Raw genomic sequence first — 25,130 nt, forward strand, 5'->3', positions numbered from 1 at the left:
TTTTGCTTGTGTGATGTTTGTCATTATTATCGAGGTATTTGGTCACTGAATGGACCTGTGTTGATTGAAATGCATTCAATTGCATCAGGATGGTGGGGGTGTGAGTGCATCTGAAATGGCCCTGAATGCAGCCAGCGCAAGTTCCATGCTCTCGTAGTGATTGGCCATAAAATGGGTATCCGTGCTGTTTTTAACGATCACCACATCCGCTTTCCGGTTGATATAGATGTATTGACCATAGATGCCGATGGCGACAAATTCTTGATTGGCATGTTCTGGGATCCACCATTGATAACCGTATCCCCAATGGGTGCTGGCGTTGGCTCTTTTTCCTGGAACTAAGTGCGGTGCATCCGGGGTGATGCTGTCCTCAATCCACTGCGCCGGAATAATCTGCTCGCCATTCAATCGTCCGAAATCCCGATACAGTTTACCGAAGCGCAGATAGTCTCGACTCATCAGGTTAAGGCCGCCCAGCACCATAGGCTCTCCGGTACTGTCAGTCAGGTAAATGGCATCGCCTTCTGGTTGAAGCTTGGACCAGAGCCTGGTTTCAAAGTAGTCGCTGATCCGTTGGCCGGTGGCAGCCCGTAAAACCATGCCCAGGACATGGGTGTCGATACTGATATAAGCCATGTAAGTGCCTGGTGTTCGCCATCGTTGTAACGTGGCGGCAAATTCATCAAAACTGCCACCGAGCGCCATCAGTCTCCCCATGCGGTTGATGTCACTGTTAAAATCGCCATAATCCTCGTTGAAGCACACCCCGCTGGACATTTGCAGCACATCTTTAATCGAAACGCCGTCATAACCGGAGCCTTTCAGGCTGGGCACATAATCCGTGACGGGGGAATTTAAGTCAGCAATGGCTCCTTCCTCAACCGCGACGCCAAATAGCGCGCTGAGAAACGATTTCGCCATCGACCAGGAAATCCGGGCATCACTTTCACCGGTTCCCTGAAAATAGTTTTCAAACGTAATACTATCGCTTTTTAGCACCACCAGCGCCGTGGTGCTGGAGGCCGACAGCCATCGCTGGATGGAGTGCTCCGCGCCTTGATATAAAAACGCGCTGGGAAGCGGCTGGGGCCGATACTTGAATTGTTCGACCGGGCCGGTGCGAGGGATGGTTATCGAGGGAAAAATCTGCGCCATGTTTGAGAAATTCCGGATAATCAACTCTGGCTCAAACAGGCGCACGGTATGATAGAGCTGGCGCAGTTCGGTGTGAAAATAGCCCATTCCCCCAACCAATAGAATGAGAAGGGCTGCGGTCCATTGATAGATTTTGTGCTTCAAGGTTTTCACTCCGTTTGAGGTGCACTTTTCCCAACAACAGTGTGGTTGAAAGCGTCTGCCGGGGCCAGAAAACATCATGATGCAGTCAACGTTTTTCGTGACAGGTCAAACTGTCTCTCCCGAGCCGGCTTCATCGATTGATACTCTGATAGACCTCGCCTTTGCCCATGCTGTCTTTGAAATGGTATCCTGCGTGCCCTTGTTAGTGTTGTGCCGGAAACAGAATGAATTTTAATCGCATTGTTTGCTTTGACCTCGAAATGTGCTGCTGGAATGATGGTCGGGAATCCAGAACCGGCGAAATCATCGAAATTGGTGTTGCGGAGCTGGATTTAGTCACGGGCCAGATCGTTCGCCGGGCACAGCATTTCGTCAAGCCGGAGCACGATGAAGTGTCGCCATTTTGTACAGAACTGACAGGTATTAAGCCGGATGTCATCGCAAAAAACGGTAAGCCGCTGGCGACGATTCTGAAATCCGTCGAGCAGAAGTTTGGCGGCCGGCATAAGATTTATGCTGCCTGGGGGCGGGATGATGCGATTTTGCGGGCCGAATGCAAAGCCAAAGATTTGAAAGTCCCGTTTAACGAATACCTGAACCTGGCGACGCTGTTTCGCCTGCAACGCCATGTGAGCAATAAGCGTTGTGGCTTGCGGGCCGCGATGGATATGGCAGGCCTGGAATGGGAAGGGCGCCATCACTCCGGTTATGTCGACGCCTATAACCTCGCCCGACTGGCAAAAACCCTATTTCTGTCACCGGAACATAGCGCTTGAGACCTATATCGTTGATATCACAGTCGTTCGATTGAACACGGTGGTATCAGCGCTTTCTGAGACATCTTTTTTTTCCTTCTTTCGTTTCCGTACTTATATTTTTTTGTGGTGTTGTCGGTCAATCTTATTTGTCAATAAATTGGCGATTTCGATTTGAAAGTTGACGCTCTGTTTTAGTTCTATTGGCTGCTGGTGGGGGCGGGTATCGTAACTAGGCACGCAACAAATTGAAATTTAACGGTCAATAGCATTTCATTTGAATGGAGGCTTATTGAATATGATTCAATCGTGATAACTGCACGGATGATCGCTTTTATTGAAATTTTTTGAAATTTTTTATTTAGAGAGAGTGATTATTTACACAGCAAAATTGAACAGATAAGATATGCGCTGTTTATGGATTAAAACTATAAAGGAAACAATTTTGAAAACTAAATTTCTGACAGCGTGTTTGGCTGCTGCCCTGCTGGCTGGCTGTAATAATAGTAATGAGGCTCGCACGGGTTCTACTTACAAGGTTCAGGCGTTTGATGGTGCAATCCAGAATATCGCAGGCTCTTTTACCTGTACTAATGATGGTGAGACTGAAACCGGCACATTGCCGAAAACAGCTTGGAGCGGTTTTTCAACGGTCTCTGCGACTGCGGCGGCTTTGATCATCACCAATCCTGAAACCTGTAAGTTTACGTTTGCCCCGACTGTCGGTGCGGTGGACGTATCTAATGGTAAAGCGATGGATGAAGTTTCACTCAGCATTCCACGTGGTCTTGCGACTACGAGTTCCCCTGTGGTTGCAACGCCGTTGACGACGCTGATCACCCAAGAGCTGGGTGATGCGGACTACAACGAGTCGACGGCAACGACTGTTCTGACAAACCTGGGCTTGGGCGATGTCCTGAATGCTGGTGGTCTGACTGTTGCGCAACTGGTGACTGATCTGGAAGGTTCAATCAAGACACTTGAAAGCAGCGCGGATCAAAATACCAAGAAGCTTGGTGGTCAGCTGACAGCAACAACACACGTTCTGACGGATGTGATTGTTCAGAAAGGTACGCTGACGACGACACAAACTGCCGTACTGGCGAAGAACCTGACCACCACAGTGACGGCTACTAACCCGTTCTACCCAGCTGGTGGTGCGGACGGTAAAGGTGCAGCGGTTGTGGTTGATGTGAAAGCGACTGTTGAGGCTGTGAAAGAAAAGCCTGAAGATCTGGCAACTATGACTGATCCGAAAACAACAATCGATGATATTCCACCGGTTGTGAAAGAAAATGTTGATAAAGGTACTGACATTGCTAAGCCAGTGCCAAACCCTGAGCCAGAAGTTCCGACCGGAACTACAGGTAGCGCAGGTAGCGCTGGCGGTTCAGGTGCTTAATTAAGCGTTCACTGAATAGCAGATGCGTGTTTTACATACCGCCGCTCCGTTTTGGAAGCGGCGGTATTGTTTTTAGACTTAGCTTAAACGAACATTCATTGTAATTTCGGCTTGAAAGACCAAGGTACCCTTTGTATCTCTGACTTCAACCGGCACCTTCTTTTCTCCTGTCGTCTCCCAGTTAATCTCATGTCCATTTGCCGTCGCCGACAAGTCAGTGGTTGCTTTGTTTAAATACGCAACTGTCATACCGACGGGGATCCAGCGACTTTTCACCGGAACGGAAACATCAGTCATCATGCCTGCCGCTAATTCGGCCATATTACACATCGCGATGGCATGCACCGTGTTGAGGTGGTTCGTTACCCGGCGACGTTTTTTCATGGTCACTTCGGCAAAACCCGGCCTTAATTCATGGATTTGAGGTTTGATTGATGAAAAATAGGGGGCGACTCGGCAGACAATCCAGCTAAATAGCTGTCGGCCGAATGGTAGCTTGGTTAATCGTTGATAGGTTTTAAGATTCTTACGCATTTGCATTCCCTGTTGCGATAAGTTGTTGGATGAGGTTGTCTGGTATGACCAGACAGTTCTACCATAGATGAATCAGCCGGCAAAGCAGTTGCTCGGATCAACGGAAGATGATGGGGACTGGATGGAGAGGGGAACGAGATGATCATGTTGATGAAGATGCTGAGCGGTGGGCTCGGATGAGATGTCCCATAAATGAGAAAAACTGACACAGGTAAAGTGAATCATCTCGCAAAAGTGGAATGAATATGCATCTGGTTTTGTAATGTTTTTGTAAACCGACATGTATACCTTACTATACATATTTTTTCACGATGACGATTGTAACTTTTATTCAAAGGATGAATTATGGGCCCCTCAAAATTTTCGTATCAAAAGCTTGCGCTGGCCGTCATGTTGGCGAGTGGCGTACTGGCCGGGTGTTCTGACTCTGATGGTATCAACAAGACGACCCCAGTTGCTCCACCTGAGGCAAAAGCAATTGTGAATCCGGTCACGCTTATTTTTCAGGGAATTGATAGTGGAATTTTAACAAATCAACAAATTAACTTTACGCTGGCTGGGAGTGAGAAAGATTATTTGTTTGTTCTGGGAGCAACGAAGAATGCTGATGGCTCTTATGATTTAACACCTGGATCGGGAACGGTGATGATCAGCCGGGGTGATAATGCTGCTGTGGAAGATTTCAGTTTAGACCTTCATGCGACGTCACCGGGCTATTTTGCGACAGGAATGAGTATTTTGATTCCGGCACAGAAGCAGGCTGTAACGGGTAAGGAAGGCGCCAGTTATGAGATTATCTTTACCCCATTAGCGCCGGATGCAAACACCACAGCGGGTGTAACGGCTAAACAAGCGACTGCAAAAGCGCCAAACGGTGTGCTTCAGGAAGCACTGGAGTTAGTCACCGACGTTGCCGCCGACAATGCGCCAAATAAAGCAACAGTGGGGAAATCTATCGTTGATTTGACGGTTCCGGCGAATACGCGAATGACAGATGATCAAGGGAATCCCGTCGAAGGCAATATTACCGCCAATATTGTGTATTTCTCGAATGAGCCAGAAGGTGCAATTGCCAATGAGTCCGTTCTGGATGCATTTCCTGGCGGGTTGTCACCTAGCACAGTCTTAGGTGAAGATGGTAACCCAAATGATGAATATGATGAGATTACCTTCGTTTCCGCAGGTTTTACGGCGATTCAGATCCAAAATGACAAGGGAGATATCGTATCGAACTTTGACCGACCGGTGCCGTTAACCTTCAATGTTGCTAAAGAAACGCTTGACTTAGAAGGAAATCCGATCACAAAAGGTGGCACAATCCCATTATGGTCTTACAACGAAAAAACGGGTCAGTGGAAGTCTGAGGGGGTAGCCAAAATCGAGGACGTCAATCCTGATGGGACTTTCAAAGTGACACAAAATATCAAGCACCTGTCGTACTACAACTTGGATTATTATGGCCGTCGCTGTCGAGCGAATATCACCTTTAAAGAAGCCAATGGGAATGATTATAACCCAAGGGTGATCTTTACCCGTAATGGTGGGGGCTGGAACAGAAGTATCTACATTTCGGGTATGGATACACATACCTTTTATAACATCCCGGATGGCAGTCAGGGTGAGCTTAAGGTTGTATCGCGGAGTGACTATACAGCAGGTCTAATCAAATCGATCAGTAAAAATGGGGCTGCCTTAACCTTGACAGCAGATAAGACTTATGAAGGTAATTTCTGTGATCTGGATGGCGCCACCATTGAAATAGAATCGCCAAGCACGAAAACCTTGAATGTCTCATTACAAAGTAAGTGTAACGACACTGGGGAAACCAAAGCACAACCTGGTGTTGTTTATGTTTATGGTAAAAACTATCACGGTTACTACGGGGCCGTAACACCAACAGCTGTTACGCCTGGAACGATGCGGTTGGAAGAAGGCGACTATTTGTTGTCAGGCCGCATATATACCGAGAAATATGGTTCTCAAGTGGACACCAAAAACATTATAATCTCGGATAATTCGGATGTAACCCTCACGTTTCCAATCGATAAATGTGGCACCACGACGACGGGGACGACCGGGACAACGGGTGCCAGTGGCGGGAGTGGTGCATAATCACATTTCATCCTGAAAGGCAGGCGAGAGCCTGCTTTTTTTCGGATTCGTATAGATAGAACAACGTTGTAGTGAGCAGTTTAATGAATGAACAAAATGCGAAGCAAAGGATGTTTCGTTGGGTTGGCGCGGGTGTATTAACGCTCCTACCGTTGAGCGGGCAAGCCAATTCGACAATTGTCCCTCACTTTTCTCAGACCGGGTTTACCGGTGCGCTGCGTACCCCGAACGCGCAAACCCTGGCTTTTGGTGACATCTCGTTGGGGTGGAACTTTGAAGACAACATTGATACCAGTCGTGGTTATTCAAATGGCGCCCATAACACGGTAATGCTGGGATTGGGGATTTTCCCCGGGTTTGAGTTTGTTTCGCAGGATACCTACAAGCGATTTAATGGGGACGTTGGTTGGGGCAGCGCGAGTAGTGATCTCTCATTTTCGGCCAAACTCTCCAGTGCGGCATGGTTTCCGGATTCACCGTTTTCGATTGCGATTGGTGCCCAGGATTTAGGGGGCATCGCCAGCCATCACGATAATCAGTACCTGGTGGCCGGCTATGATTGGAAGAGCTTACGGCTCAGTGTCGGCTATGGCCGGGGAAGCGCGACGAACCAAATGGGCGCGGCATACCTGGATGGTGGCTTCGGTAGCCTGGAGTGGCAGACGTTTGACTGGATGCAGTTGGTCACCGATTACGACGGCACCGGGATCAATGCCGGCGTTCGGCTATCAACGCTGGATGGCTGGTTGCCGTGGCGCTCGCGTCTGAGTGCAATCTGGCAGTTTTACTCGGACAGCGAAACTGCAAATCGCGATAATGCGTATGCGGGAGTTCAGTTGTTAGTGCCTTTATCGCTCTCGCCTTCACAGAAAAACATTGTCCCGCGGACCAAATCTGTCTGGCAGGCGCATGAAGATGCCGGCTTAGCGGCAGAAACGGAATCAGTGGTCTCGTCGCAGACGCCGAAAGGTTTGCCGCAGGCACCGGAGCTTGTTGCCCCGCAAGTCGGTGCAGAGGTATTGGCGGATTCTGCTGATGTGGTCATGTCACGGTTGGCTAAACATGGCTTTCAGCATCTGAAAGTGGCTACTCAGGGCGAACACCTGAGCGTTGCACTGGAAAATAATCGCTATCGACGCAATGAAGTGGATGGGATTGGGGTCGCGATGGGGATGATCAGTGAAGCCTGGTCCGGTAGTTTCGACTTATACCTGTTGAACAACGGCATTCCGGTGACCAAGATTAGAGCACAGTCTCAGCGGGTGCGTGACTATTTTCAGGGCGATGCGCCGAGTGTCAGTGGGATGAATATCTCGACGGTATCTACCTATGATTACTACGCCGTTCCGTGGAAGAAACCGGCGCAAGCCAATTCAGCCTGGATCCCAAACATCAATTTCTCACCGAACCTGCGATCAACCCTGGGAACGGAATTTGGCGTGTTTGATTATTCACTGGCCTTGGGGACTAACCTGGTCTGGGATTTATGGCCGGGCGCGAGCCTGGATGTCCGTCATTTGTTGCCGTTAACGGCGAGTGATGATGTCGAGCAAGTGTCCTGGCACCCGATCAACGAACATGAAAATGAAGTCGACCGGGTTCTGGTTCATCAGGCGTTCGGATTGCCGCTGGGCCTGTTTACCCAGTTTAGCTATGGCCGGATGTACGGCGACTATATCGGTGGGATGAACGAATCTCGCTGGCAGTCAGCCAGTGGCCGACACAAACTTTCTTTCAAAATGGGCTATTACGAACAGGAAGATACCGAGGTTGAAGCGGAGCCACGTCTGTTGTCTTATCGGTACTACTTACCGGAATGGGACTGGTTGCTTGAGGTGCAAAATGGTGAGTACTGGCGCGGGGATACCGGCACAGCAGTGAAATCGAATCATTGGTTTGGGGATGTTCAGGTGATCATTGAAGCCCATACCGCAGGTGAAGACTATGCGGGCATGTACTTCAAGATCCCGATCACGCCACGTCAGGAGATGAAGCCGAAGTATGTCCAGGTGACCGGGATCGATGAATGGCGCTGGGGTTACTACACCAAGATTTCCGGAAATGATAACCGGATCACCCCGGGAGCGATTTGGGAGCCGGAGTTGCAACATAGTGTCGAGCGACGGTATTTCAACCGGGATCGCCTCTCGCCTGTCTATATTCGCTCGCAGCAGCAGCGGATGAAGCAAGCGTATACGCTCTACGCGCTCGGCAAAGCCGATTAATGCGAGCACTGTACCATCACAGAGCGGGGCTTCGGCCCCGCTTTTTGTTGCGTGAAAGGTGTTAAAACCGATAACGATAGCCCAGGGTAAAGGCGATATCGGTACTGTTGTCCATGTTAAAAATGTTCTCTACTGCCGAGAACTCGATCGCGCTGTGCCGGAAGTGGTAGCGGTAACCCAGCAAAATTTCATTGGAGGGTTGTGACAGATCCGAAGCCGCATCGGTGGTCCCTTCATAGATGTGGTATTCCGCCAGTAAGCGATGTTTGGGTGTCAGCTGATACTGGTATCCGACCCCTGCCGCCAAAGCGACGGTATTGTAGGGAATATCGACCAGCACGTTGTCATTGTTGCGGTAAGAAAGGCCAAGCATGGCGTAGAAAGCGTGTTTGTCTCGACGGTAGCCGTAATTGAGCTGGACGGCCTGCTCAAAGTTGCTGGTCTCAAAGGGGCCGCTGGGCACATAGTTATAGTAGATAGAGCCCCCTATCGACAGGCCGTGTCGTTCTGTTTCCAGAAGCTGGTAACTGGTATATAGGGTGAAGGCATTGCCCAAGGTTTCACGGTTAAAGTCGTGGATCTCAATGCCATATTCCGGTACAGACAGATCAAACGAATGATCATCCACCTCGTCCCGGCCATTTTGCCCAATGCCGAAGAAATCATGAAATGCAGTGGTAACATTATCCAGGTGGTTGTTGGCCGTAAAGCGCCAGGTGTAATCCAGCGCTACAAGCCACTTCTCATTGATTTGCCACTGACTACCGATAGACAACGCGTTTTGATAGTAATCCGCATTGTACTCTTCAGTATGTGCCCACACGCTGGCTATGGTGGCAGTGGTATACAGCTCGACTGTACCGGGGGTATAGCTAAAACCATGACGCATGAGCGGGGTCAGGCTATTGGATTGGATGGGTGACTGGGCGTAAGTTTTCAAGGGACCATAGTCAGCGTAGGGGGACACGGGCGCTGCCAGTGCTGTCGCCGGGAAGCCAACTGCAGCCAGTCCGGAGAGCGAATAGAGTGTGATACTGCTTTTATTCATCACTTTGCCGTTTACATTATTAGTTTGGGTCAGTCATCAAGCGTTCTGTGAGGGGCCCTTTATAATGGATGTTGCCTGACCGCTGTCTGAATCAAACACGAAGTCACTTAAAATAAGAGCCTGATTCGGATGGCGCGTCGCACGTCTTGCTCTCAGTGTAGTGAAAGTGCTGTGGGTTCGGTTGCTTGGTTTTGCAACTCAATCTTAAGTCTGAGTGCATGGGCGCGCTGAAGCTCAAAGAAACAAGCGGGAGCTTGGGCTCCCGTTTTCTGCCTTGACGGTGCTGAGGCTATGGAATGATCAGAGTGGGCTTGGCCTGGTAAGAAAGCGCAAAGTCGATCTCCCAACTCATCCCGTTCATGTTCAGTCGTCCGTCGGGGATCCCGGCAAGTCCGGGTTGCCCGGTATCCTCAACTTGCCATTGCTGGGTTCGCGGTGTGGCCAGGTTACTGAAATTATCGCCTTGTGAGGCATCATCGAGTGTCAGGATGTAGTGCTTGTTGTTCAACCGGGCTGCACCATATACCCGTACGCTGTGACCGCCTTTCCAGTCACCGTCGATGTCATACCAACTAAATAGAATGGTGACGGCACGACCTTGCGCCAGCTCATCAAAAATCCATTCCCAGGTAGGGAACAGACCTTCCCGCTGCGAAGTGAGCCCACCCATTGTCACGGTGCCATTATCGCAGTCGGCATTATCGCCCAGAACTAAACTGCTGCTGCCCTGATGACGAAACTCAGTGGCGTCCAGAGAGCCGGATACGGGATCGGCCAGGTAACCGAATACTCCCCGGATTAACCCGCAAAAGGTGGTGTATCCGCCGGTGTCAAGATCATGGACATCATCCCGGCGGCCATAGCTGTCGATGTTTGCCACCAGGCTGTTGGGTGGTTCCGGCTCCCAGATCAAGACGTCCCCGGCGGAGCCGATCTTACCGATGCCGCGAATATGGAGTTGTGGCACGCGCCAGGCAAGCGGCAGATTGTCATATCTGTCTTCCAGATATTGCAGGGCATTGGCGTGGGCAATGGGAATACACTGGTTCTGCCCCGCGTCCAGGTTGGGTTGATCGGCCTGGATAACTTGAATGGGAAAGTCGAGATCATCGGGCAGGGAAGGTGCCGGCGTGACAGGTTGTGGCGGCCTGCCAAGAGACAGGGTGTCGGGAATGGTGGACGAAACCGGGCTCGTCCGGCCATCAACATGTCCGGCGCCTTCGGCGTTGACGATGGTCGTTCGGACCGGGTAAACATGAGATGGAAACTGCGCCGCAAATTGTGCGATATCCGTGATGGTGGGTAACGGTTGCGATGAGAACAAAATCGTTGCCCGGATCTGCTGAACGCTCCCTTCCCCATCTTCTCCCGGACGTAAATCAAAATAGATCGTGCGCTCAGCTTGCCGACTGGCGGGCGGTGTCGGCGGCACTGGCGTATAACGCTCATTTTCGCTGGAGCGATTGTTATCGTGATCGGTTCCGGCACGGGGTTCGTATTTGTGCTGTGTCGGGGTGCGAGTGGTTGTCATGTCAGCCGTGGGGCTGACAATCAATAAATTATCAACGGACCAGGTTGGTGTTGCCGCCCCTGTGCCAGAGTCCGGATACAGAAATACATTGATAAAACCTGCGCCTAAGGGCTTTCCCTTGCGATCCAGCAGGCGCTCAGGCTTTACTTTGAATTGTCCCCAGTCACTATTCGTGATCGTGCCGATTTCGAGATCAAACGTCACTTGTTCAAAGCGGATTGCCCCTCGATCAGCGGTGATCGGCAGGATCGATGTGTGGTTCACCGGCGGGTATGTGATGTCAGGGCTGCTTGCTATGGATGAAATGCTATGGAGCAGTGATAAAGCGAACAAGAGTATTGGGATCTGTTTCATCGTTGTAACTCAACATTTGCAGGTACCGCCCGGGTATCATTTGGCAGCCGTTGCCATACACCAGAATCAATACCCACCCCTCTATGGGTAGGGTTAATGGCTTTAACACGTTGTTTAGCCGATAGAATCTAGAGAGTATAGACAGCCGGGTGAGTCGCGTTTCTGGTTGTTGAGACGCTCGCAAGCACCTGATTAATCCTTTCGCAGGACTTGAGGGGGCCAGGGTGGTTCAAAAAGGCTTTCGAACAAAAACGGCTCGTCGAAGTGGCGCTGGCCGATGAATGCCGTGGCATGATGGCCGATCTGACGCTGTGTGCCGGGGGATTTCACACCCAGCGGCCAGAGATAGAAGCGCTCGGTTCGAACACTGGCCGGCAGCATGCCTTGTGGGTTAAACAGGCTTTGCCGGGCGCTCTCTGTTGTCGGCAGGCTGCGCAGTCGGTGGTAGGGTAGCATTGTCAGCGGACGGACATGGGGCATGGTTTGGAGCCACCGGACATCTTTGAGCATGTGTTCGCCGTGGGTCAACGTCACGCCAAGCTGATTGGTGCGCTGCCCGATATAAACAGACATGGTGATGGGCCATTCATTCTGATGATCCGGCGCGGAAAACCTGAGCTGCGGCGAAAGGGCAAAGACCATGTGGTAGCACCCGCAATGATGAATACTGTCGAGCATGTAAGGGGTGCCGTCGGGATTTAACGTCAGGCGGATCAGGACGCCATCAAACGGACCGGCATAGGGATCAAACGATGACCGTGCGGTGCGGTTGGCAAACCACAGGCTGTAGTTGAGCTGCACCAACGTCTTGCCGTAGAAGCGGGTCAAGCTGAGATGCGTGTAAACGACGGGTTGAGTCAAATTGATGGCCGGTTGATCCGGCGAGAGGTACTCAGCCCGGCCGGGAATATCATCCCGAGAGCGGGATGCTACCTGAAAAACGGGCATATAGTAGGCCAGTAGTTGTTGCTGCTGTGACTGGGTGAGTTGCGGCCAGCCCAATGCGGATTGTTGCCTGGCTTGTTGAAACCAGGCGTGAATCGTCGGTTGGGTCAGGGCCGGTTTATCCGTGGTTGTATAACGAATCAAATCGTCCTCGTTGGGCTGGATAAACTGGCTGATGAGCCGCCGCTTTTCTTTGTTCATCGATGGCCGGGCAAGATATCTGCTGATCGGATAGACACCCCAGAATCGCTGCCAGTCAGAGTAACCGGAAGGGAACTCGGGCGGGTTCACCGTCAGGGCGGACCAGAAGGCCGGATTATAGAGACTTCGACTCGCGAGTTGTGTGGCACATTGCGCCAGTTTTTCCGCCTCATATCCGCGTTTGTTCGGCAGGTTTTGATATTCGACTTGCCGTTGCAGAGCAGCTTGGTGTGCGACATAGGTCAGCCATTGTTGCTGTTGCGCACGGGTGGTCAAATCGGGGAGCCAGGATAGGCTGAAGCGGTTAAAAGCCAGGTGCGGAAATCTGGGGTCCCAGACCAGTTGCGCATCCTGTACCCCTTGTTGTTGCACGGTTCGCTTAAAGTCGGTCAGTAGCGTAAGGCATGCCGTTTGGGACTGGGTGTAGATCTGCTGTTGCGCCGGAACAGTCTCCGGGATTGGCTCCGGTAATACGGCACAGGCGGTGAGTAAGGCAAGAAAGAGCAGAGCCAGCAGGCGCATAATCATCCCTTTTGGTAAAGCGCTAAGATAAGTTAAGCAGATGAAAGCGGATTCGGTGATAGGGAGTCACCGCAGGGATTTATCGCTGCCAAGTCGTTTCGTGGTGAAGCTGTTAGAAAAGCGGGATAAAACACAGTGACCATTGCGGTCACTGTGTGATTAAAGGGCGGTTAGACGCGGTTGATCTCTGTTTCCGGGAAGAAGTTCGCCCAGATCACCCAGAAGGCACCGGCTTTGACGGTTTCAACCCGAGGCAGCTTGCCGTGTTGGGTTTGGCCGTAAAAGTCGATCTTAGTAATGTGCTGACCTGTGGTGTTGTAGAAAACACCTAAACTCTTCAATGCCTTGTCGTAGTTGATCACCACCGCTTTGCCACCGATGGTGGTGTTAATCGGTTGTGCCTGCGCTTTGACAAATTCCTCGGTATAAGCCACATAGTCATTGCCGATGTTTAAGCCGTGAACGAGCGTTTTACTCGGCAAACGCGTATCAATGTGATCCAACGTCGGGAAGGTCGGCTCTTCGTTTGTCGCCTGGTGGGCCACCGCCAGTTTAAAGATGAGCTCCATGACTGGATCGTAAATCGCCAGGAATGGGTTGTCCCAGAACGTCGGACGCATATCTTCGACCAGATAGTCATTCACATAAACTTCGCCATCCGGAAAAGCTTCGGCAAATTTTTCAAAAGGCATACGGAAAGTTGGCCATTCACGCATCCGGGCTGCTGAACCTGCGTGATAGTCTGATTCGGTTTGGCCCCAAAGCTGCTGGATCGGCTCACCACTGTTTTTATCAAACATGATCAAGTTGTTTTCCAACTGGCTCATCGGTGCTAAATCCAGCGCTTGCCCGTTGATTTCCGGTGTGTACGCCACCCCGAGGTTGGTCAGGCCGCAGTAAGTCATGACGACATGTTCACCACCCAGCTCACCATTTCCCGCAACATGGGGGCGAAGCAGTTGCTTGTCTGAGTGCGCGCGGGCTTGTCCATTGATCTCCAGCACGATGACACTCTCGTAGGGTTTGACATATTTTTTTGCAGCTTCAATGGACACAAAGACGCCGTCATCCATACGCGCCCGCATCATGATATGTGGGTTGATCATGCCGCTGTAAAACGTGAAACAGAAGAACAGACCCAGCGTGATAAAGGCTTTGTTGCCGACTATATCCCGTCGCCTGTATTTGAGATAACCGGCAATCGCTATCGTGACCAATGCACCCAACGCAATCGCCCAGCGGTTGTACCAGACCCACAGGGTTGTTTCGCGGGGAGACTGGACAACCCATTGGCTGACGTCAGCCAGATCTTTGAAGAGTAAGAAACCCAGCACCTGGGCGATGAGCATGGACAACCAAAATATCTTTTTAGCGTGGATGTCGAAAATGTTTTTCATAGCAGACTCTCATTGATAAACAGAGTGGTTAATGAGGAGTCTAAAGTGGGGAATACAGCGGATAAATGTCTGACTGTGAGATGGATTGTACCATTGAGTGGAACAATCCATGATCTCGTGATTACTTGGAGAACTGGGCCTCAATGGTGCTGATTTTTTGCTGCAGAAATTGCTGGATATCTTTGATCAGCACGCGGACTTTGCTGGGCACAAAGCGACGCGAGTGGTATATCCCGTAGATGCTGAGCGGAAAGCAATACTGGCCGTCAAATAAGCGAACCAGTTGTTGCTTGTTGACCGGGTCGACCGCCATGAACAGTGGCAGGCAGCCCACGCCTTGCCCTGCGGCTGTGAGTGCCCGCAACACATAAGGAGAATCCGCGGTACATTTCGGCATCGCAGGGAGTTCGACGTTGGGGTGATCCCAGGAGAGTTGCTGGGAAGAGAACTGGTGCATGATCAGGGTGTGATGCTGCGCCAGCTCTGCCGGTGTTTGCGGGATCCCCTGGGTATCCAGGTAGCCCGGACTGGCAAAATAGTCATAGTGAACGGTGGCTAACGGGATCGCAATGAAGGAAGAGTCCGGCTGGCTACCGAAGTCGATCCGAAGGTCAAAACGCCGGTCGGCCATGGCTGATAATGGCTGGCTGTTGGAATGAATCACCAGGGAAATGTCGGGATATTGCTGACAAAATTCGGCGATATGGTCAGTACACAACTCAAGAATACAGTCCGGCGCGTACAGGGTGAGCTTCCCGGTATAATCGCCCTGGCGATGTGCAATATCTTTTTCCGTGGCCGCCACATCATCCAGGATCTGTGTTGCTTTATGATAAAACCCTTCGCCGACTTCGGTCAGGATCAGACTGCGGGTGGTCCGCTCCAGCAGCCGGGTTTTGAGGCTTTCTTCCAGATTTCGGATCCGGCGGCTGACGGTTGATTTGGGCAGTTCGCAGAACTCAGCGGCTTTGGTAAAGCTGCCTTGTTGTACTACCTGTACGAACAACGCCATATCATCCAGATTCATTGTTATTATCCTAAGGGCCGAAAGCGGTCGTCTATCATTCGCGCTTCCGGCGGTGAATGGGGTGCTGCCGACGGTGAATGGGTTCTGCCCGCATCCAGCTCTGTATTCGGGTGTAGCTCTCCTGCGGTTGCAGCAGGAATAGGCGCTACAGAATAATATGTGGCAGATACCGGGATAAATCCTGGGTCACGCGCGAGCTGTCTTCCCGAATCGATATCCCACCGGCCTGATCATTGATCAGCCAGCTGCCAATCAGGGTGTAGCTGCCGTTAAATTTCGGCAGCGGGTGATAGGCCTGATAAATCATGCCTTCATCCCCGTACGGGCCTTCGACCCGCAGGGTTTGGCGTCCCCGTTCAACAATGCTGATATTGGCCCCTTCTCGGGAGAAAATGGGTTTGATCACATAATCCCTCAGTTCACTTAAGCCGCGATCATCGGGGAAATAGGCCGGAAGTAGGTTCGGGTGGCCTTTGAACTGGTGCCAGAGCAATGGGAGCAGCGCCTTGTTGCTGAGGATTGATTTCCACATCGGCTCCAGCCAGTTGACTTTGGCCCGGGTCAGCGAGTTGGCGTATTCTTCCCGGAACATGAATTCCCACGGGTAAAGCTTGAACATCCAGCGAATGGGGCGATCACGCAGATCGGTAAATTCGTGTTTGCCGTTCAGGCCGATATCTTCCACATACACAAAAGCGGTGGAGAGCCCGGCTTCTCGGGCGCAATCTTCCATGTATTGTACGGTGCCGCGATCTTCCTCGGTGTCTTTGCAGCAGGCAAAATGCAGTGTCTGCCCGGGCTGCTGGCGGGCGAGCGCCTGGAACCGGGCCATCATCAGTTCCTGTAACAGGTTGAATTGGTCGGCATCCCGGCGGATGGCACCGCTGTTGACCATATCTTCCAGCCACAACCACTGCCAAAATCCGGTCTCATAGAGGCTGGTCGGGGTATCGGCATTGTTTTCATAGAGTTTGGCCGGGCCGTTCCCGTCATAAGCAAAATCTAGTCGGGAATAGAGGGAAGGTTCGCGGCTTTTCCAGGAATCGAGCACCGGCTGCCACATAGTTTCCGGGATCTGGAATTTGTGCAGCCAGTAGTCATCTGCCACCACGGTCTCGACAACTTCCAGACACATCTGATGCAACTCTTCGGTCGGATCTTCCAAATCACGTTCGATCTGCGCCAGCGTGAACTGGTAATAGGCGGTTTCGTCCCAGTATGGCTCGCCGTACATGGTATGAAACCCGAAACCAAACTCTTTGGCTTGCTCTCGCCAGTGCGGACGTTCGCGGCTCTCGATTCGAAGCATGGGGGGATCCTGATGTTCTCTGAAAACTGTTTGATGACAGGCAGTTAGTGTACCTGCAAGTCATCTCCGGGACGAAGCATCATATGCCAGAAGTGGGAGGGATCACAACAAGCGGGCTTTGGCGCGGCGCTGTGGGGGGAAGGCTGTGAGAAAAAGGCCCCTTCAATGCCTGGCTACTGAGTGATGGAGGAAGGGGCCAGATGTACCAATGAGTTGCGGACGCTAGCAATGTGAAACACACGGTACGAACATCCCGAAGGAATGCCCTGCCAGTATAGGGGGCTGAGTTAGAGTAAAGAATCTAATTCCGTGCGATTCTGATGCAGATAATGGAAATGATGACGTTGAAACAGGGCGGAGGTGGAAGGCAGCCAGCCCTGACGGTTGGTCTGGTGCTGGCTGGGTGGTATGGATTAACAGAGCAGCATGTACGAGCAACTTAGCGGAAAAAGAGCTGGCTGAACGGGTTCAGCAGTGTCGCCAGGCCGGAAGTAAAGTGCAGTGGCGCATCCAGCAAGGTCAGGCACAGGCAATCCATCCCCGGCCGGGTTTTTGGTGTATGGGTATGTGCCGGCGTTCTGACAATAAAATCACCCGGCAGATAGGTGTTGTTCTCATCGACAAACTCGCCCGCCAGAACCAGGGTGATTTCCTGCCCCTGATGGGTGTGCTGCGGCAAAGCACTGTCACAATCCATGTAGATAAAGTTCATTTGACTCTCGCCACCCGTGGCTACATGCGCCCGTTTCAGATGGCCCGGCAGCCGGGTCCAGGGACCGATTTGATCGGCATGCGCTTTGAATGCCTGGGGCAGCGGGAACACCTTGCCGTTAACGGTCAGCGTCGGGCTGGACGTCGAGACCGGCTCGCGGTGAGCGGCGGTCGGTGTGGCGTCGTGGTCCGTTTGAGTCAGAATGTGCTGCATCATAGTCGATAGTGCGTCAGTCATGGGTTCGACAGGCATCCGGGCCAGCGATTGCGCTTCGCGATCTTCTAACTGAGCCACGTGTTGCCGACAATGCGGACATAGCTCCAGATGTGCATTGATCAGAATACTGGTTGCCGGGTCCAGCGTTCCGTTCGCGTAACAGGCTAGGATGTCGGTGTTTGGGTGGAAACGAATGTCAGTCATCCAGAGCCTCCTTCATTTTTTGCAGCGCCAGTCGCAGCCGGCTTTTGATGGTTCCCAGAGGCACGCCCAGCGCATCGGCCACCTCCTGGTGTGAGGTACCTTGCAGGCAAACCAGCCGAACCACTTCGGCCTGGGCCGGCGGGAGTGTGTTTACTAAGTCTTCTAATTCCTGACTGACAATCGCGTGAAATTCGTGAGGCAAGCGGGTTGCGTCTTGTTCTTGGGCAAGGACTGGCCAGAGGTCATCCCCTTGCACCCAGTCATTTTGGTGTTTCATTTTTCTCAGCAGGTCGAACTTTACATTCCGGGCGATAGAGTAAATCCAGGTGACTGCCGCACCTTTGGACTCATCATACAGGTGGGCTTTGAGCCAGAGTTTCAGCATGGTTTCCTGGACGACCTCCATCGCCAGGCTCTCATCTCTGAGTTGCTTGCGGGAAAAATTCAGCAGCTTGGGGGCCATCAGCCTAAAGAGGGTTTCATAGCTCTGCTTGCACCGAAAATGCGCGATCTGGAATAACAGATCAGCAACCTCTGTGGCTGGTACTGCTTCGTCTTGCATGGGCTCCTTGGCCTTATTTGCGGACGTGGTTTGATCGAATCTAATCATTATTCTACTGCAAGCTTGGGATCCATACCCAGTTAACGCAACAGGTTGCTGCAAAGATCACCCTGACGCATGATTTTCTCCAGATAACGCAGACAGACCGCCGGAGAAGGGTGATGCAGCAAGCGTTGCTTAGTTGCGACTGTTAGCGGCAGCAGCTCCAGCCAGCGCCAGCACAACCAGGCGGCACTGGCGGGATGGGCTGTGGCCGACAGTTCAGGCAAGGCGTACGCCTGTTGCCATTGGGTGAATCGTTGCCGCAGCAGGTGGGTGTCCGGCAAAGATAAATGAGCGGCCCAGAGTGGCCGAACGGTGGCGGACAAGTACAGGCTGCCCGCATGTCGGGAAGAGGAGTGGATCACGCCCCATTGCGTCAGCCGGAGCTGAACCCTGATCTGCGGACCGCTCAGCCAGTCAATCTGGCTGATTGCGGCATGGGTAACCAGCTGGCCCGGTTGATCGGCAACCTTGCCATTGCTCTCTTGCATGACCAGCCACAATCCGCCGGCCCGGGTCGCAGCCCGCAGGCGTTCGGTAAACACAATGCCGTTACCAGCTAATTGCCATTCGCGGCCGGGCAACAAATGCTCCGTGGTTGCCAGGTAGGGTAAGGTGTGTTGGGTAGAATAGGCAGGCAATCCGATGTTCTCCTTAATGCGGACTCATCTTTTATACGCAGTGAAAGGGCAGTTCGATGACTACAAGTTTGCATCTTTGGTTTATGTATTGATTGCTGGTATTGCGAAACGCGGATCGTGCACGGATCGTGTTGACGTGGCGGCGCGCAATCACCGGTCGAATGTCGGGAAGGGCTGAGGAGAGCAGCGATGCTATGGCCAGATTGATCGATATGCATACCTTATAGTTCGGCATCCGGAAATAAAAAAAAGGGAGTGTTGGCTGAGACTCCCTAACCTCCAACTTCGGAGGGGCCATAAAGAGGGTACCGACGACAAAGCGGATGGCCTTGTCGGGCAGGCTTTCAGGTGTAAACAGTGCAAGGCAAATCGACTTCAGGTGCATGATTGGATACGGCGTGGCGTTGTTTCCGGATCACCCGCGGCGGCAAAAAGATACTGCCATGAAGAGCCGTGTTTCGATGTCGCCGGACCGTGCAGCGCTTCCTGCCGCCAACCAAGCGCCTGACTTAGTTTGTTTTCTCGTAAGTATTCACAAACTGTTTCACGGCCATCTTGATTGCGATTTCTCTTTCGGCCTCACTGGCAGGCGGCTGGTGGGCAAAGAGTTGCGGGTAGAAGGTAATGCACTTGAGTGAAGACAGGAACTGCTCTGAAGCAATGTGCGGGCAATCGACATTGAGCTTTCCGGCTTCAATCCCGCCCCGGATCCATTTCTCCAGCCCCTTACAGTTTTCCAGTTGCTGAACATCCTGCAAGATGAGCGAGGCGTATTTTTGTGAGCGGATGGATTCAGAACACACCACGCGGGCCAGTGAGATAAAACACTCACTGGAGACCAGATCGACTTCCTGCCGGGCAACGTCGGTCAGCTGGTCTGCCACCGATTGCGTCGCGTCGAAGGCGATTTGGTGAATGCTGATGACATTGGCAAACAGACGCTCGACGATTGCACTGAACAGCGCTTCCTTGGTGGGATAGTACTTGTACAACGTCCGCTTGGAGACCTCGGCTTGTTTCGAAATGGCTTCCATACTGGCTTGTTCCAGTCCTTTGGCTTGGAAGATTTCAACGGCTGCACAAAGAATATTTTCTTGTTTAATTTCAGCTAATTTAACCATTTCAATACCAATGATGAATAAAAAAGTAAACGACCGTGTTTACTTTGGTCGGATTATCGTTATGATTATAAGTATACACCACCGTTTACTTTTGGGGCTAGCCGAAAAATGAAGACATCACTCAAGGCATCTGTAACAGCAGTGATTGTTGCGCTGGGTTTAGGCGCGGGTTGCAGTGAGCAAGTTAATGGCGACTATGTGCAGAGTGAAGATGTTCGACAGGCGCGGATTGCCAGCTCTCCCCAGTTTGTGGACGGTAAGGTGATCTCCCGACTACCGCGAGTTGAAGCCAAAGAAGGAATGCTGAAAACCATGTGGCGTTTTTTCACCCAGCGCAATCAGTTCAAGCCGGATGCTCCCCTGGAGTTTGAGTCGGTTGACACTGAGCTGCTGGCGCAGCGGAGCCAGTCCTTGCGGGTGACCTGGCTGGGACACTCTTCCTTGTTTGTCGAACTGGATCAGTCCCGGATCCTCATTGATCCGGTGTTTGAATACGCCTCGCCTAGCCTGTTCTCGTCCTGGTTTGATCGAAATGTTCCGGCGCCGGTCAGCCGGGAAGACTTGCCTCGTCCTGATGTGATCCTGATTTCCCATGATCATTATGATCATCTGGAAGAGAGTACGGTCCGTTACTATGCGGCCCGAAATGTGGCGTTTTATGTGCCGCTGGGGGTTGGCCGCCACCTGGAAAAGTGGGGGGTGAAGCCCGGCAATATTCATGAATTTGACTGGTGGGAAAGTGAGCAACTGAACGGGGTGACGTTTACTGCCGCACCGGCCAATCATAACTCCGGCCGTGGTCTGTTTGACCACAATACCACGCTGTGGTCGTCCTGGGCGATCCAGGGCAATGCCGGGAGCGTGTTCTACAGTGGCGATTCCGCTTATGGCGAGCACTTTAAGGAAATCGGTGAGCGGTTGGGGCCGTTTGATTTGTCCTTCATCGAAGTGGCCGCCAATGTCAAAAATGGTAAAGGCTATCCGGTGGAAGGCTGGGGCCATATGCAGGCGAGCCATACTTTGCAAGCCCACCGGGATGTCCGTGCTGAAAAGCTGATGCCGGTCCACTGGTCGACATACGAATTGTTTCTGCATCGTTGGGATGAGCCGGTGACGGATTTAATCGCCGAGGTGGAAACGTCCGGCGATGTGCTGGTCACGCCGATGGTGGGTCAGTCGCTGGATCTCGGTCAACCGGTGCAGACCACCTACTGGTGGCAGGATGACAACGAGTGGCTGGATTTTTCACAATTGGCACAAGTGGAATATTAAAACGCCTTTCTGCCCGGCTTGTCTGACTTCGCCTGACGATACTTGGAACGGCTTGCAAGAAAACTGTCATCATTCCGGGCGGGCTTTCTTCCTACACTCATCAGTGAAGTATCAGTAGGGGAAGCCGATGAAGATTCTGTTTATTTGCCGTCATAATACGTGCCGCAGTATTTTGGCTGAAGCGATCGCCCGGCGATTTATGCCGGCAGGTTTTCAAGTCGCCAGCGCCGGCAGCGATCCGTCGGGAGACATCCATCCGTATGTCTGTTCCTACCTCAAAGCAATGGGGCTGGATCCGACGGATTTTCGCAGTAAGTCCTGGGAAGAGCTCACCGGGTTTCATCCGGATATTGTCATTTCGGTGTGTGATGAGACGCATGGCGAACCCTGCCCGAACTGGTTGGCTGATGGGATCCGGGTCAGCTGGGCGTTGAACAATCCCCTGGAAGCCAATACCCAGGCTGAGTTTGACCAGGCATGTTATGTCGCATCCACATCCCTGAAACGACGGATCGATAAGCTGGCCGGTTTGGATTTCGCCGCGATGAGCCGGGAAGATATTTCGGCGGCGCTGGCGCAGCTGCACGCGATGTAAAGTTCAGGTTTTGTTTCCTAGCCCAAGCCCGCTCTGTCGTCTTTTCCGCAAAGTTCATCACATGTCTGTTCGAAGCGCGGGAAAAACTTCATCTGGCCTTTGCTGAAAAAAACATCAGTCTGAATGGGGGCGCTGTGCGGGATCTGTTAACCCCTCGGCACGATGATCCGAAAAATTCTTTCTGAAAAGACAGTCGTTTAGGAATAGTTCTGAATAACTATGGACGTTCAGGTATCAAGTATTCACTCAAAATATAGTTGGCGCTTCCTGATTCAGCCTGTATCTTGGTCGATCGTCACGGGAATGTTGCTTTCCTAAATGGCCTGGCCCAAGAACTGTGGGTCAGACATGAACTTATAATAACAAGTCGATGAGTCAACCGATGGAAGATGTATTGCATGTGCTGCTACCGCTGCTTGAGGTAGAACAAGGGATTGTGACGGCGTGTAACGGCGTCTTTACGGAGCAAATTGGGTATCAACCGCAGGCCATTATCGGCAAGCCTGTAGCCTCTTTCCTGTCTCATCTGTCGAGCGAAAAGCATCAGCCCCTGACCCTGAAACAGTTTCTGGCTCAGGCCGGGCGCGCCCCCCACGGGATGCTGGCCTGTGCGCAGTTGACCGACAACTTCCACTATCCGCTGCCGGTCAGAATTCATTGCGCCGGGACCCGCGATGCCGGCCGGTTTCGGCTCTGTTTTCAAATTCTGGAAAATAAATCCCTTGACCCGATCACCGGACTGCGCAACGGCTGGGCGATTCGCTGCCGCGCCAATCATGTGTTGGAAATGGCCAACCGCCGTCCGGTCAACCTGGCATTGATTGTGCTGAGCGTTGATAACTTTTCGACGATCAACTTTCGCTACGATTTTGATATCGGCGATCTGTTCCTGACGGTGGTCGGCCAGAAACTCCAGACCCTCATTGGTGAAAAAGGGTTGGTGGTGCGTTATTCCAATGCCAAATTCGGTCTCCTGATTGAGGAGCATAACGGTGTCTCGTCCTCGGTCTTCAGCGAACGGGTGCTGCGGCTGTGCAATAAACTGTGCCAGATGGGAGATGCGCCCATCCAGCTGAGCGCTGATCTGGCCATCCATCGCTCATTCAGCCTGGGCGTTAGTGCTGAGGGGATCTGTTACCCGGATTACCATGCGATGGAAGTTGCAGCGGAAGATGCGCTGCAAGATGCCAAGAAAGTCAGCCAGTCGAATTATGTCTTTGCGGAGAAGCAAATTGGCAGCGGGATTGTCTATCATAAACTGATTATTGATGCATTTCCGCAGGCCATTGAACAGTATCAGATCCAAATTCACTACCAGCCTCAATATGCATTGAACAGCGGTCGGCTGATTGGATTGGAAGCTCTGTCTCGTTGGCATCATGCCGAACTGGGTCATATCGCGCCGGATGTGTTTGTCGGTATTGCGGAAGAGATTGGCCTGCATTTTGAGTTCGACCTCTGGGTGGTGCAACAGGTGTGCCGGCAGATTGTCGCGTGGCAGGAAACCCGGGTGCCAGCGCCGAAAGTGGCGATCAATATCTCCTTTAAGACCCTGGAAATGTCGACCTTTATTGCGCGGCTTGAGCATATTCTGCAACAGACGCAGTGCCCGACCCCTCTGGTTGAGCTGGAAATTACCGAAACCGCCAATGCCCATAATGTGTCACAGCTCAGGGAGAATATCGTCCAGGCGCGCCGGTTGGGGCTGAGTATCGCCGTGGATGACTTCGGCACCGGATACTCATCATTAAAGCTGATCCGTACCTTCTGCCGCTCACTGGACATGGTGAAACTCGATCGAACCTTGATTGAGAATATCTGCAAGACCGAGCTGGACCGGGAATTTGTGCATCAGATCATTGCGCTCAGCAAGGTGTTGAATGTCAAAGTTTTGGCTGAAGGGGTCGAGACGGCGGCGCAGGCGGCGTTGCTGCATGAGCTGGGGTGTGATTATGCCCAGGGTTATTATTACCACAAGGCCATGCCAGCGGAAGAAATTGCACACCTGATGCAAGCGATGCAGGATTCGGCCCCGCAAGCTGATCTGTTGCGGTAAGCATCTTCATCAAGCTGGTGGGAGCAACTGCGCTCCTCTCACACGCCTGTCCGGGCACCATCTATACTTATTTTCAGTCCTTCCACGAGGGTACTGACGATGACCTTTCTTGTAACCTGGCAGCTGCATCAGGGCAAGCTGCATCCCATTCTCGCCCATTTTTCCCAACTGACTGACGCGCAGGATCAGGAGATGATGGGGGAGCACGTCAAGATGATTGGTCGCTGGCATGATCTGGTCAGCGGCACCGGGGTTGCCGTATGTGAATCCGATAATATTGAGGAAATCATGGCTTACGCCCTGCGCTGGAATAATGATATGGATATCTCGGTTCAGGTCGTGGTAGATGATGCCCAGGCGAAAGCGCTGGGAAGCCAACTGCTGACTTAACGGGTTTCCCAGCCGGTTCAATGCCAGACGATCGATTGAATCCGATGAGGACATCTTACTGTCATCTTGGATTGCTAAATGTGTTCATCATCAGCAGGATTGCTGCGGGTGGGCACATTTTTTATTCTGGTACGTATTGCCGAAAACCAAACCGGGTCACGGTAATTTCCCGGCAGCTTGAGTAGAAAGGGAAGCTATCCCGGCGTCTGAACAAGGAGAAAAAAATGGAACAACACCAAGCGGTGTCAGGCCGTTGTCTGTGCGGAAAAGTAACCCTGAAAGCTGAACAAGCGGATTTGCATGTCGGCGCCTGCCATTGCGGGATGTGCCGCAAGTGGGGCGGCGGCCCTTATCTGGCGGTGGAAGCCGGTGATCAGGTGAGCATTGACGGCGAAGCCTTTGTCAGCCGGTATTCGTCATCTGAGTGGGCGGAGCGTGCCTTTTGCAGTGCGTGCGGTACCCATTTGTTTTACCGGTTGAAAGACAACAACCAGTACATAGTGTCGGCTGGTTTGTTGGATCAGCAGGACAAGCTGGTGATGAACCATCAGATTTTCATTGATAAGAAACCCGACTATTACGCCTTCAGTAACCTGACGGAAAATATGACCGAGGCTGAAGTTTTCGCCAAGTTCGCCCCTTAAGTCTCGGTAACTTG

The 25,130-nt window shown here is 52.1% G+C and carries 21 protein-coding genes; 9 read left to right on the plus strand and 12 right to left on the minus strand.

Going from position 1 to position 25,130, the window contains the following annotated elements:
* Window positions 1-84 precede the first annotated feature (84 nt).
* The gene (locus NH461_RS24230; protein WP_261603515.1) at window positions 85-1,299 is read right to left on the minus strand and encodes a serine hydrolase domain-containing protein; all 1,215 of its coding nucleotides are present in this window, start codon (window positions 1,297-1,299) and stop codon (window positions 85-87) included.
* Window positions 1,300-1,523: 224 nt separating this feature from the next.
* On the opposite strand from NH461_RS24230, the gene NH461_RS24235 reads away from it, so the two are divergent.
* On the plus strand, window positions 1,524-2,075 hold the full coding sequence (locus NH461_RS24235) for a 3'-5' exonuclease (protein WP_261603516.1): 552 nt from the start codon (window positions 1,524-1,526) through the stop codon (window positions 2,073-2,075).
* 424 nt (window positions 2,076-2,499) lie between these two features.
* Entirely contained in the window at window positions 2,500-3,456 is a 957-nt protein-coding gene (locus tag NH461_RS24240; RefSeq protein WP_261603517.1) for a hypothetical protein, read from the plus strand.
* A gap of 78 nt (window positions 3,457-3,534) precedes the next feature.
* Here NH461_RS24240 and NH461_RS24245 read toward each other — a convergent pair whose 3' ends face one another.
* Window positions 3,535-3,990: a hotdog fold domain-containing protein gene (locus NH461_RS24245; RefSeq protein WP_261603518.1), complete on the minus strand. Its 456-nt coding sequence runs from the start codon at window positions 3,988-3,990 to the stop codon at window positions 3,535-3,537.
* Between the two features lie 345 nt (window positions 3,991-4,335).
* On the opposite strand from NH461_RS24245, the gene NH461_RS24250 reads away from it, so the two are divergent.
* Window positions 4,336-6,102, plus strand: a complete 1,767-nt coding sequence (locus NH461_RS24250; protein ID WP_261603519.1) for a hypothetical protein — start codon at window positions 4,336-4,338, stop codon at window positions 6,100-6,102.
* A gap of 110 nt (window positions 6,103-6,212) precedes the next feature.
* Complete coding sequence (locus NH461_RS24255) at window positions 6,213-8,327, plus strand: YjbH domain-containing protein (protein ID WP_261603520.1); 2,115 nt, start codon at window positions 6,213-6,215, stop codon at window positions 8,325-8,327.
* 61 nt (window positions 8,328-8,388) lie between these two features.
* On the opposite strand, the gene NH461_RS24260 is transcribed toward NH461_RS24255, so the two are convergent.
* The 10 genes from NH461_RS24260 to NH461_RS24305 form a co-directional block, all read right to left on the minus strand.
* Window positions 8,389-9,375: a DUF3187 family protein gene (locus NH461_RS24260; protein WP_261603521.1), complete on the minus strand. Its 987-nt coding sequence runs from the start codon at window positions 9,373-9,375 to the stop codon at window positions 8,389-8,391.
* 289 nt (window positions 9,376-9,664) lie between these two features.
* Window positions 9,665-11,260, minus strand: a complete 1,596-nt coding sequence (locus NH461_RS24265; protein WP_261603522.1) for a hypothetical protein — start codon at window positions 11,258-11,260, stop codon at window positions 9,665-9,667.
* Window positions 11,261-11,452: 192 nt separating this feature from the next.
* Entirely contained in the window at window positions 11,453-12,928 is a 1,476-nt protein-coding gene (locus NH461_RS24270; protein ID WP_261603523.1) for a hypothetical protein, read from the minus strand.
* A 170-nt stretch (window positions 12,929-13,098) separates the two neighbouring features.
* Complete coding sequence (locus tag NH461_RS24275; protein WP_261603524.1) at window positions 13,099-14,325, minus strand: DUF3179 domain-containing protein; 1,227 nt, start codon at window positions 14,323-14,325, stop codon at window positions 13,099-13,101.
* Window positions 14,326-14,446: 121 nt separating this feature from the next.
* On the minus strand, window positions 14,447-15,352 hold the full coding sequence (locus NH461_RS24280; protein WP_261603525.1) for a LysR family transcriptional regulator: 906 nt from the start codon (window positions 15,350-15,352) through the stop codon (window positions 14,447-14,449).
* Window positions 15,353-15,497: 145 nt separating this feature from the next.
* Window positions 15,498-16,661, minus strand: coding sequence for a glutathionylspermidine synthase family protein (locus tag NH461_RS24285; RefSeq protein ID WP_261603526.1), 1,164 nt, complete (start codon window positions 16,659-16,661; stop codon window positions 15,498-15,500).
* Between the two features lie 439 nt (window positions 16,662-17,100).
* Window positions 17,101-17,793, minus strand: coding sequence for a ChrR family anti-sigma-E factor (locus tag NH461_RS24290; protein WP_261603527.1), 693 nt, complete (start codon window positions 17,791-17,793; stop codon window positions 17,101-17,103).
* The gene (locus NH461_RS24295; RefSeq protein ID WP_261603528.1) at window positions 17,786-18,355 is read right to left on the minus strand and encodes a sigma-70 family RNA polymerase sigma factor; all 570 of its coding nucleotides are present in this window, start codon (window positions 18,353-18,355) and stop codon (window positions 17,786-17,788) included. Before NH461_RS24295 ends, NH461_RS24290 begins: the two co-directional genes overlap by 8 nt.
* Window positions 18,356-18,435: 80 nt before the next feature.
* On the minus strand, window positions 18,436-19,038 hold the full coding sequence (locus tag NH461_RS24300) for a hypothetical protein (RefSeq protein WP_261603529.1): 603 nt from the start codon (window positions 19,036-19,038) through the stop codon (window positions 18,436-18,438).
* Window positions 19,039-19,547: 509 nt separating this feature from the next.
* Window positions 19,548-20,159: a TetR/AcrR family transcriptional regulator gene (locus NH461_RS24305; protein WP_261603530.1), complete on the minus strand. Its 612-nt coding sequence runs from the start codon at window positions 20,157-20,159 to the stop codon at window positions 19,548-19,550.
* Window positions 20,160-20,267: 108 nt separating this feature from the next.
* Here NH461_RS24305 and NH461_RS24310 point away from each other — a divergent pair, with 108 nt between their 5' ends.
* The 5 genes from NH461_RS24310 (at window position 20,268) to NH461_RS24330 (ending at window position 25,116) form a co-directional block, all read left to right on the plus strand.
* The gene (locus NH461_RS24310; protein ID WP_261603531.1) at window positions 20,268-21,431 is read left to right on the plus strand and encodes an MBL fold metallo-hydrolase; all 1,164 of its coding nucleotides are present in this window, start codon (window positions 20,268-20,270) and stop codon (window positions 21,429-21,431) included.
* A 127-nt stretch (window positions 21,432-21,558) separates the two neighbouring features.
* The gene (locus NH461_RS24315; protein WP_261603532.1) at window positions 21,559-22,026 is read left to right on the plus strand and encodes an arsenate reductase ArsC; all 468 of its coding nucleotides are present in this window, start codon (window positions 21,559-21,561) and stop codon (window positions 22,024-22,026) included.
* Window positions 22,027-22,408: 382 nt separating this feature from the next.
* A complete protein-coding gene (locus tag NH461_RS24320; RefSeq protein WP_261603533.1) occupies window positions 22,409-24,082 on the plus strand; it encodes a GGDEF and EAL domain-containing protein in 1,674 nt (557 codons plus the stop codon).
* Between the two features lie 99 nt (window positions 24,083-24,181).
* Window positions 24,182-24,472, plus strand: coding sequence for a DUF3303 domain-containing protein (locus NH461_RS24325; protein ID WP_261603534.1), 291 nt, complete (start codon window positions 24,182-24,184; stop codon window positions 24,470-24,472).
* Between the two features lie 224 nt (window positions 24,473-24,696).
* Complete coding sequence (locus NH461_RS24330) at window positions 24,697-25,116, plus strand: GFA family protein (RefSeq protein WP_261603535.1); 420 nt, start codon at window positions 24,697-24,699, stop codon at window positions 25,114-25,116.
* The last annotated feature ends 14 nt before the right edge of the window (window positions 25,117-25,130 follow it).

This window comes from Photobacterium sp. TY1-4, assembly GCF_025398175.1.
Taxonomy (GTDB): Bacteria; Pseudomonadota; Gammaproteobacteria; order Enterobacterales; family Vibrionaceae; genus Photobacterium.

Excerpts from the sequence above, each read along its gene's own strand:
- NH461_RS24330 (WP_261603535.1), top strand. The coding sequence starts at position 24,697 with ATGGAACAACACCAAGCGGTGTCAGGCCGTTGTCTGTGCGGAAAAGTA.
- NH461_RS24260 (WP_261603521.1), bottom strand. The coding sequence starts at position 9,375 with ATGAATAAAAGCAGTATCACACTCTATTCGCTCTCCGGACTGGCTGCA.
- NH461_RS24325 (WP_261603534.1), top strand. The coding sequence starts at position 24,182 with ATGACCTTTCTTGTAACCTGGCAGCTGCATCAGGGCAAGCTGCATCCC.
- NH461_RS24290 (WP_261603527.1), bottom strand. The coding sequence starts at position 17,793 with ATGACTGACATTCGTTTCCACCCAAACACCGACATCCTAGCCTGTTAC.
- NH461_RS24280 (WP_261603525.1), bottom strand. The coding sequence starts at position 15,352 with ATGAATCTGGATGATATGGCGTTGTTCGTACAGGTAGTACAACAAGGC.
- NH461_RS24235 (WP_261603516.1), top strand. The coding sequence starts at position 1,524 with ATGAATTTTAATCGCATTGTTTGCTTTGACCTCGAAATGTGCTGCTGG.
- NH461_RS24310 (WP_261603531.1), top strand. The coding sequence starts at position 20,268 with ATGAAGACATCACTCAAGGCATCTGTAACAGCAGTGATTGTTGCGCTG.
- NH461_RS24270 (WP_261603523.1), bottom strand. The coding sequence starts at position 12,928 with ATGCGCCTGCTGGCTCTGCTCTTTCTTGCCTTACTCACCGCCTGTGCC.
- NH461_RS24285 (WP_261603526.1), bottom strand. The coding sequence starts at position 16,661 with ATGCTTCGAATCGAGAGCCGCGAACGTCCGCACTGGCGAGAGCAAGCC.
- NH461_RS24255 (WP_261603520.1), top strand. The coding sequence starts at position 6,213 with ATGTTTCGTTGGGTTGGCGCGGGTGTATTAACGCTCCTACCGTTGAGC.
- NH461_RS24265 (WP_261603522.1), bottom strand. The coding sequence starts at position 11,260 with ATGAAACAGATCCCAATACTCTTGTTCGCTTTATCACTGCTCCATAGC.
- NH461_RS24275 (WP_261603524.1), bottom strand. The coding sequence starts at position 14,325 with ATGAAAAACATTTTCGACATCCACGCTAAAAAGATATTTTGGTTGTCC.
- NH461_RS24250 (WP_261603519.1), top strand. The coding sequence starts at position 4,336 with ATGGGCCCCTCAAAATTTTCGTATCAAAAGCTTGCGCTGGCCGTCATG.
- NH461_RS24295 (WP_261603528.1), bottom strand. The coding sequence starts at position 18,355 with ATGCAAGACGAAGCAGTACCAGCCACAGAGGTTGCTGATCTGTTATTC.
- NH461_RS24315 (WP_261603532.1), top strand. The coding sequence starts at position 21,559 with ATGAAGATTCTGTTTATTTGCCGTCATAATACGTGCCGCAGTATTTTG.
- NH461_RS24305 (WP_261603530.1), bottom strand. The coding sequence starts at position 20,159 with ATGGTTAAATTAGCTGAAATTAAACAAGAAAATATTCTTTGTGCAGCC.
- NH461_RS24320 (WP_261603533.1), top strand. The coding sequence starts at position 22,409 with ATGGAAGATGTATTGCATGTGCTGCTACCGCTGCTTGAGGTAGAACAA.
- NH461_RS24245 (WP_261603518.1), bottom strand. The coding sequence starts at position 3,990 with ATGCGTAAGAATCTTAAAACCTATCAACGATTAACCAAGCTACCATTC.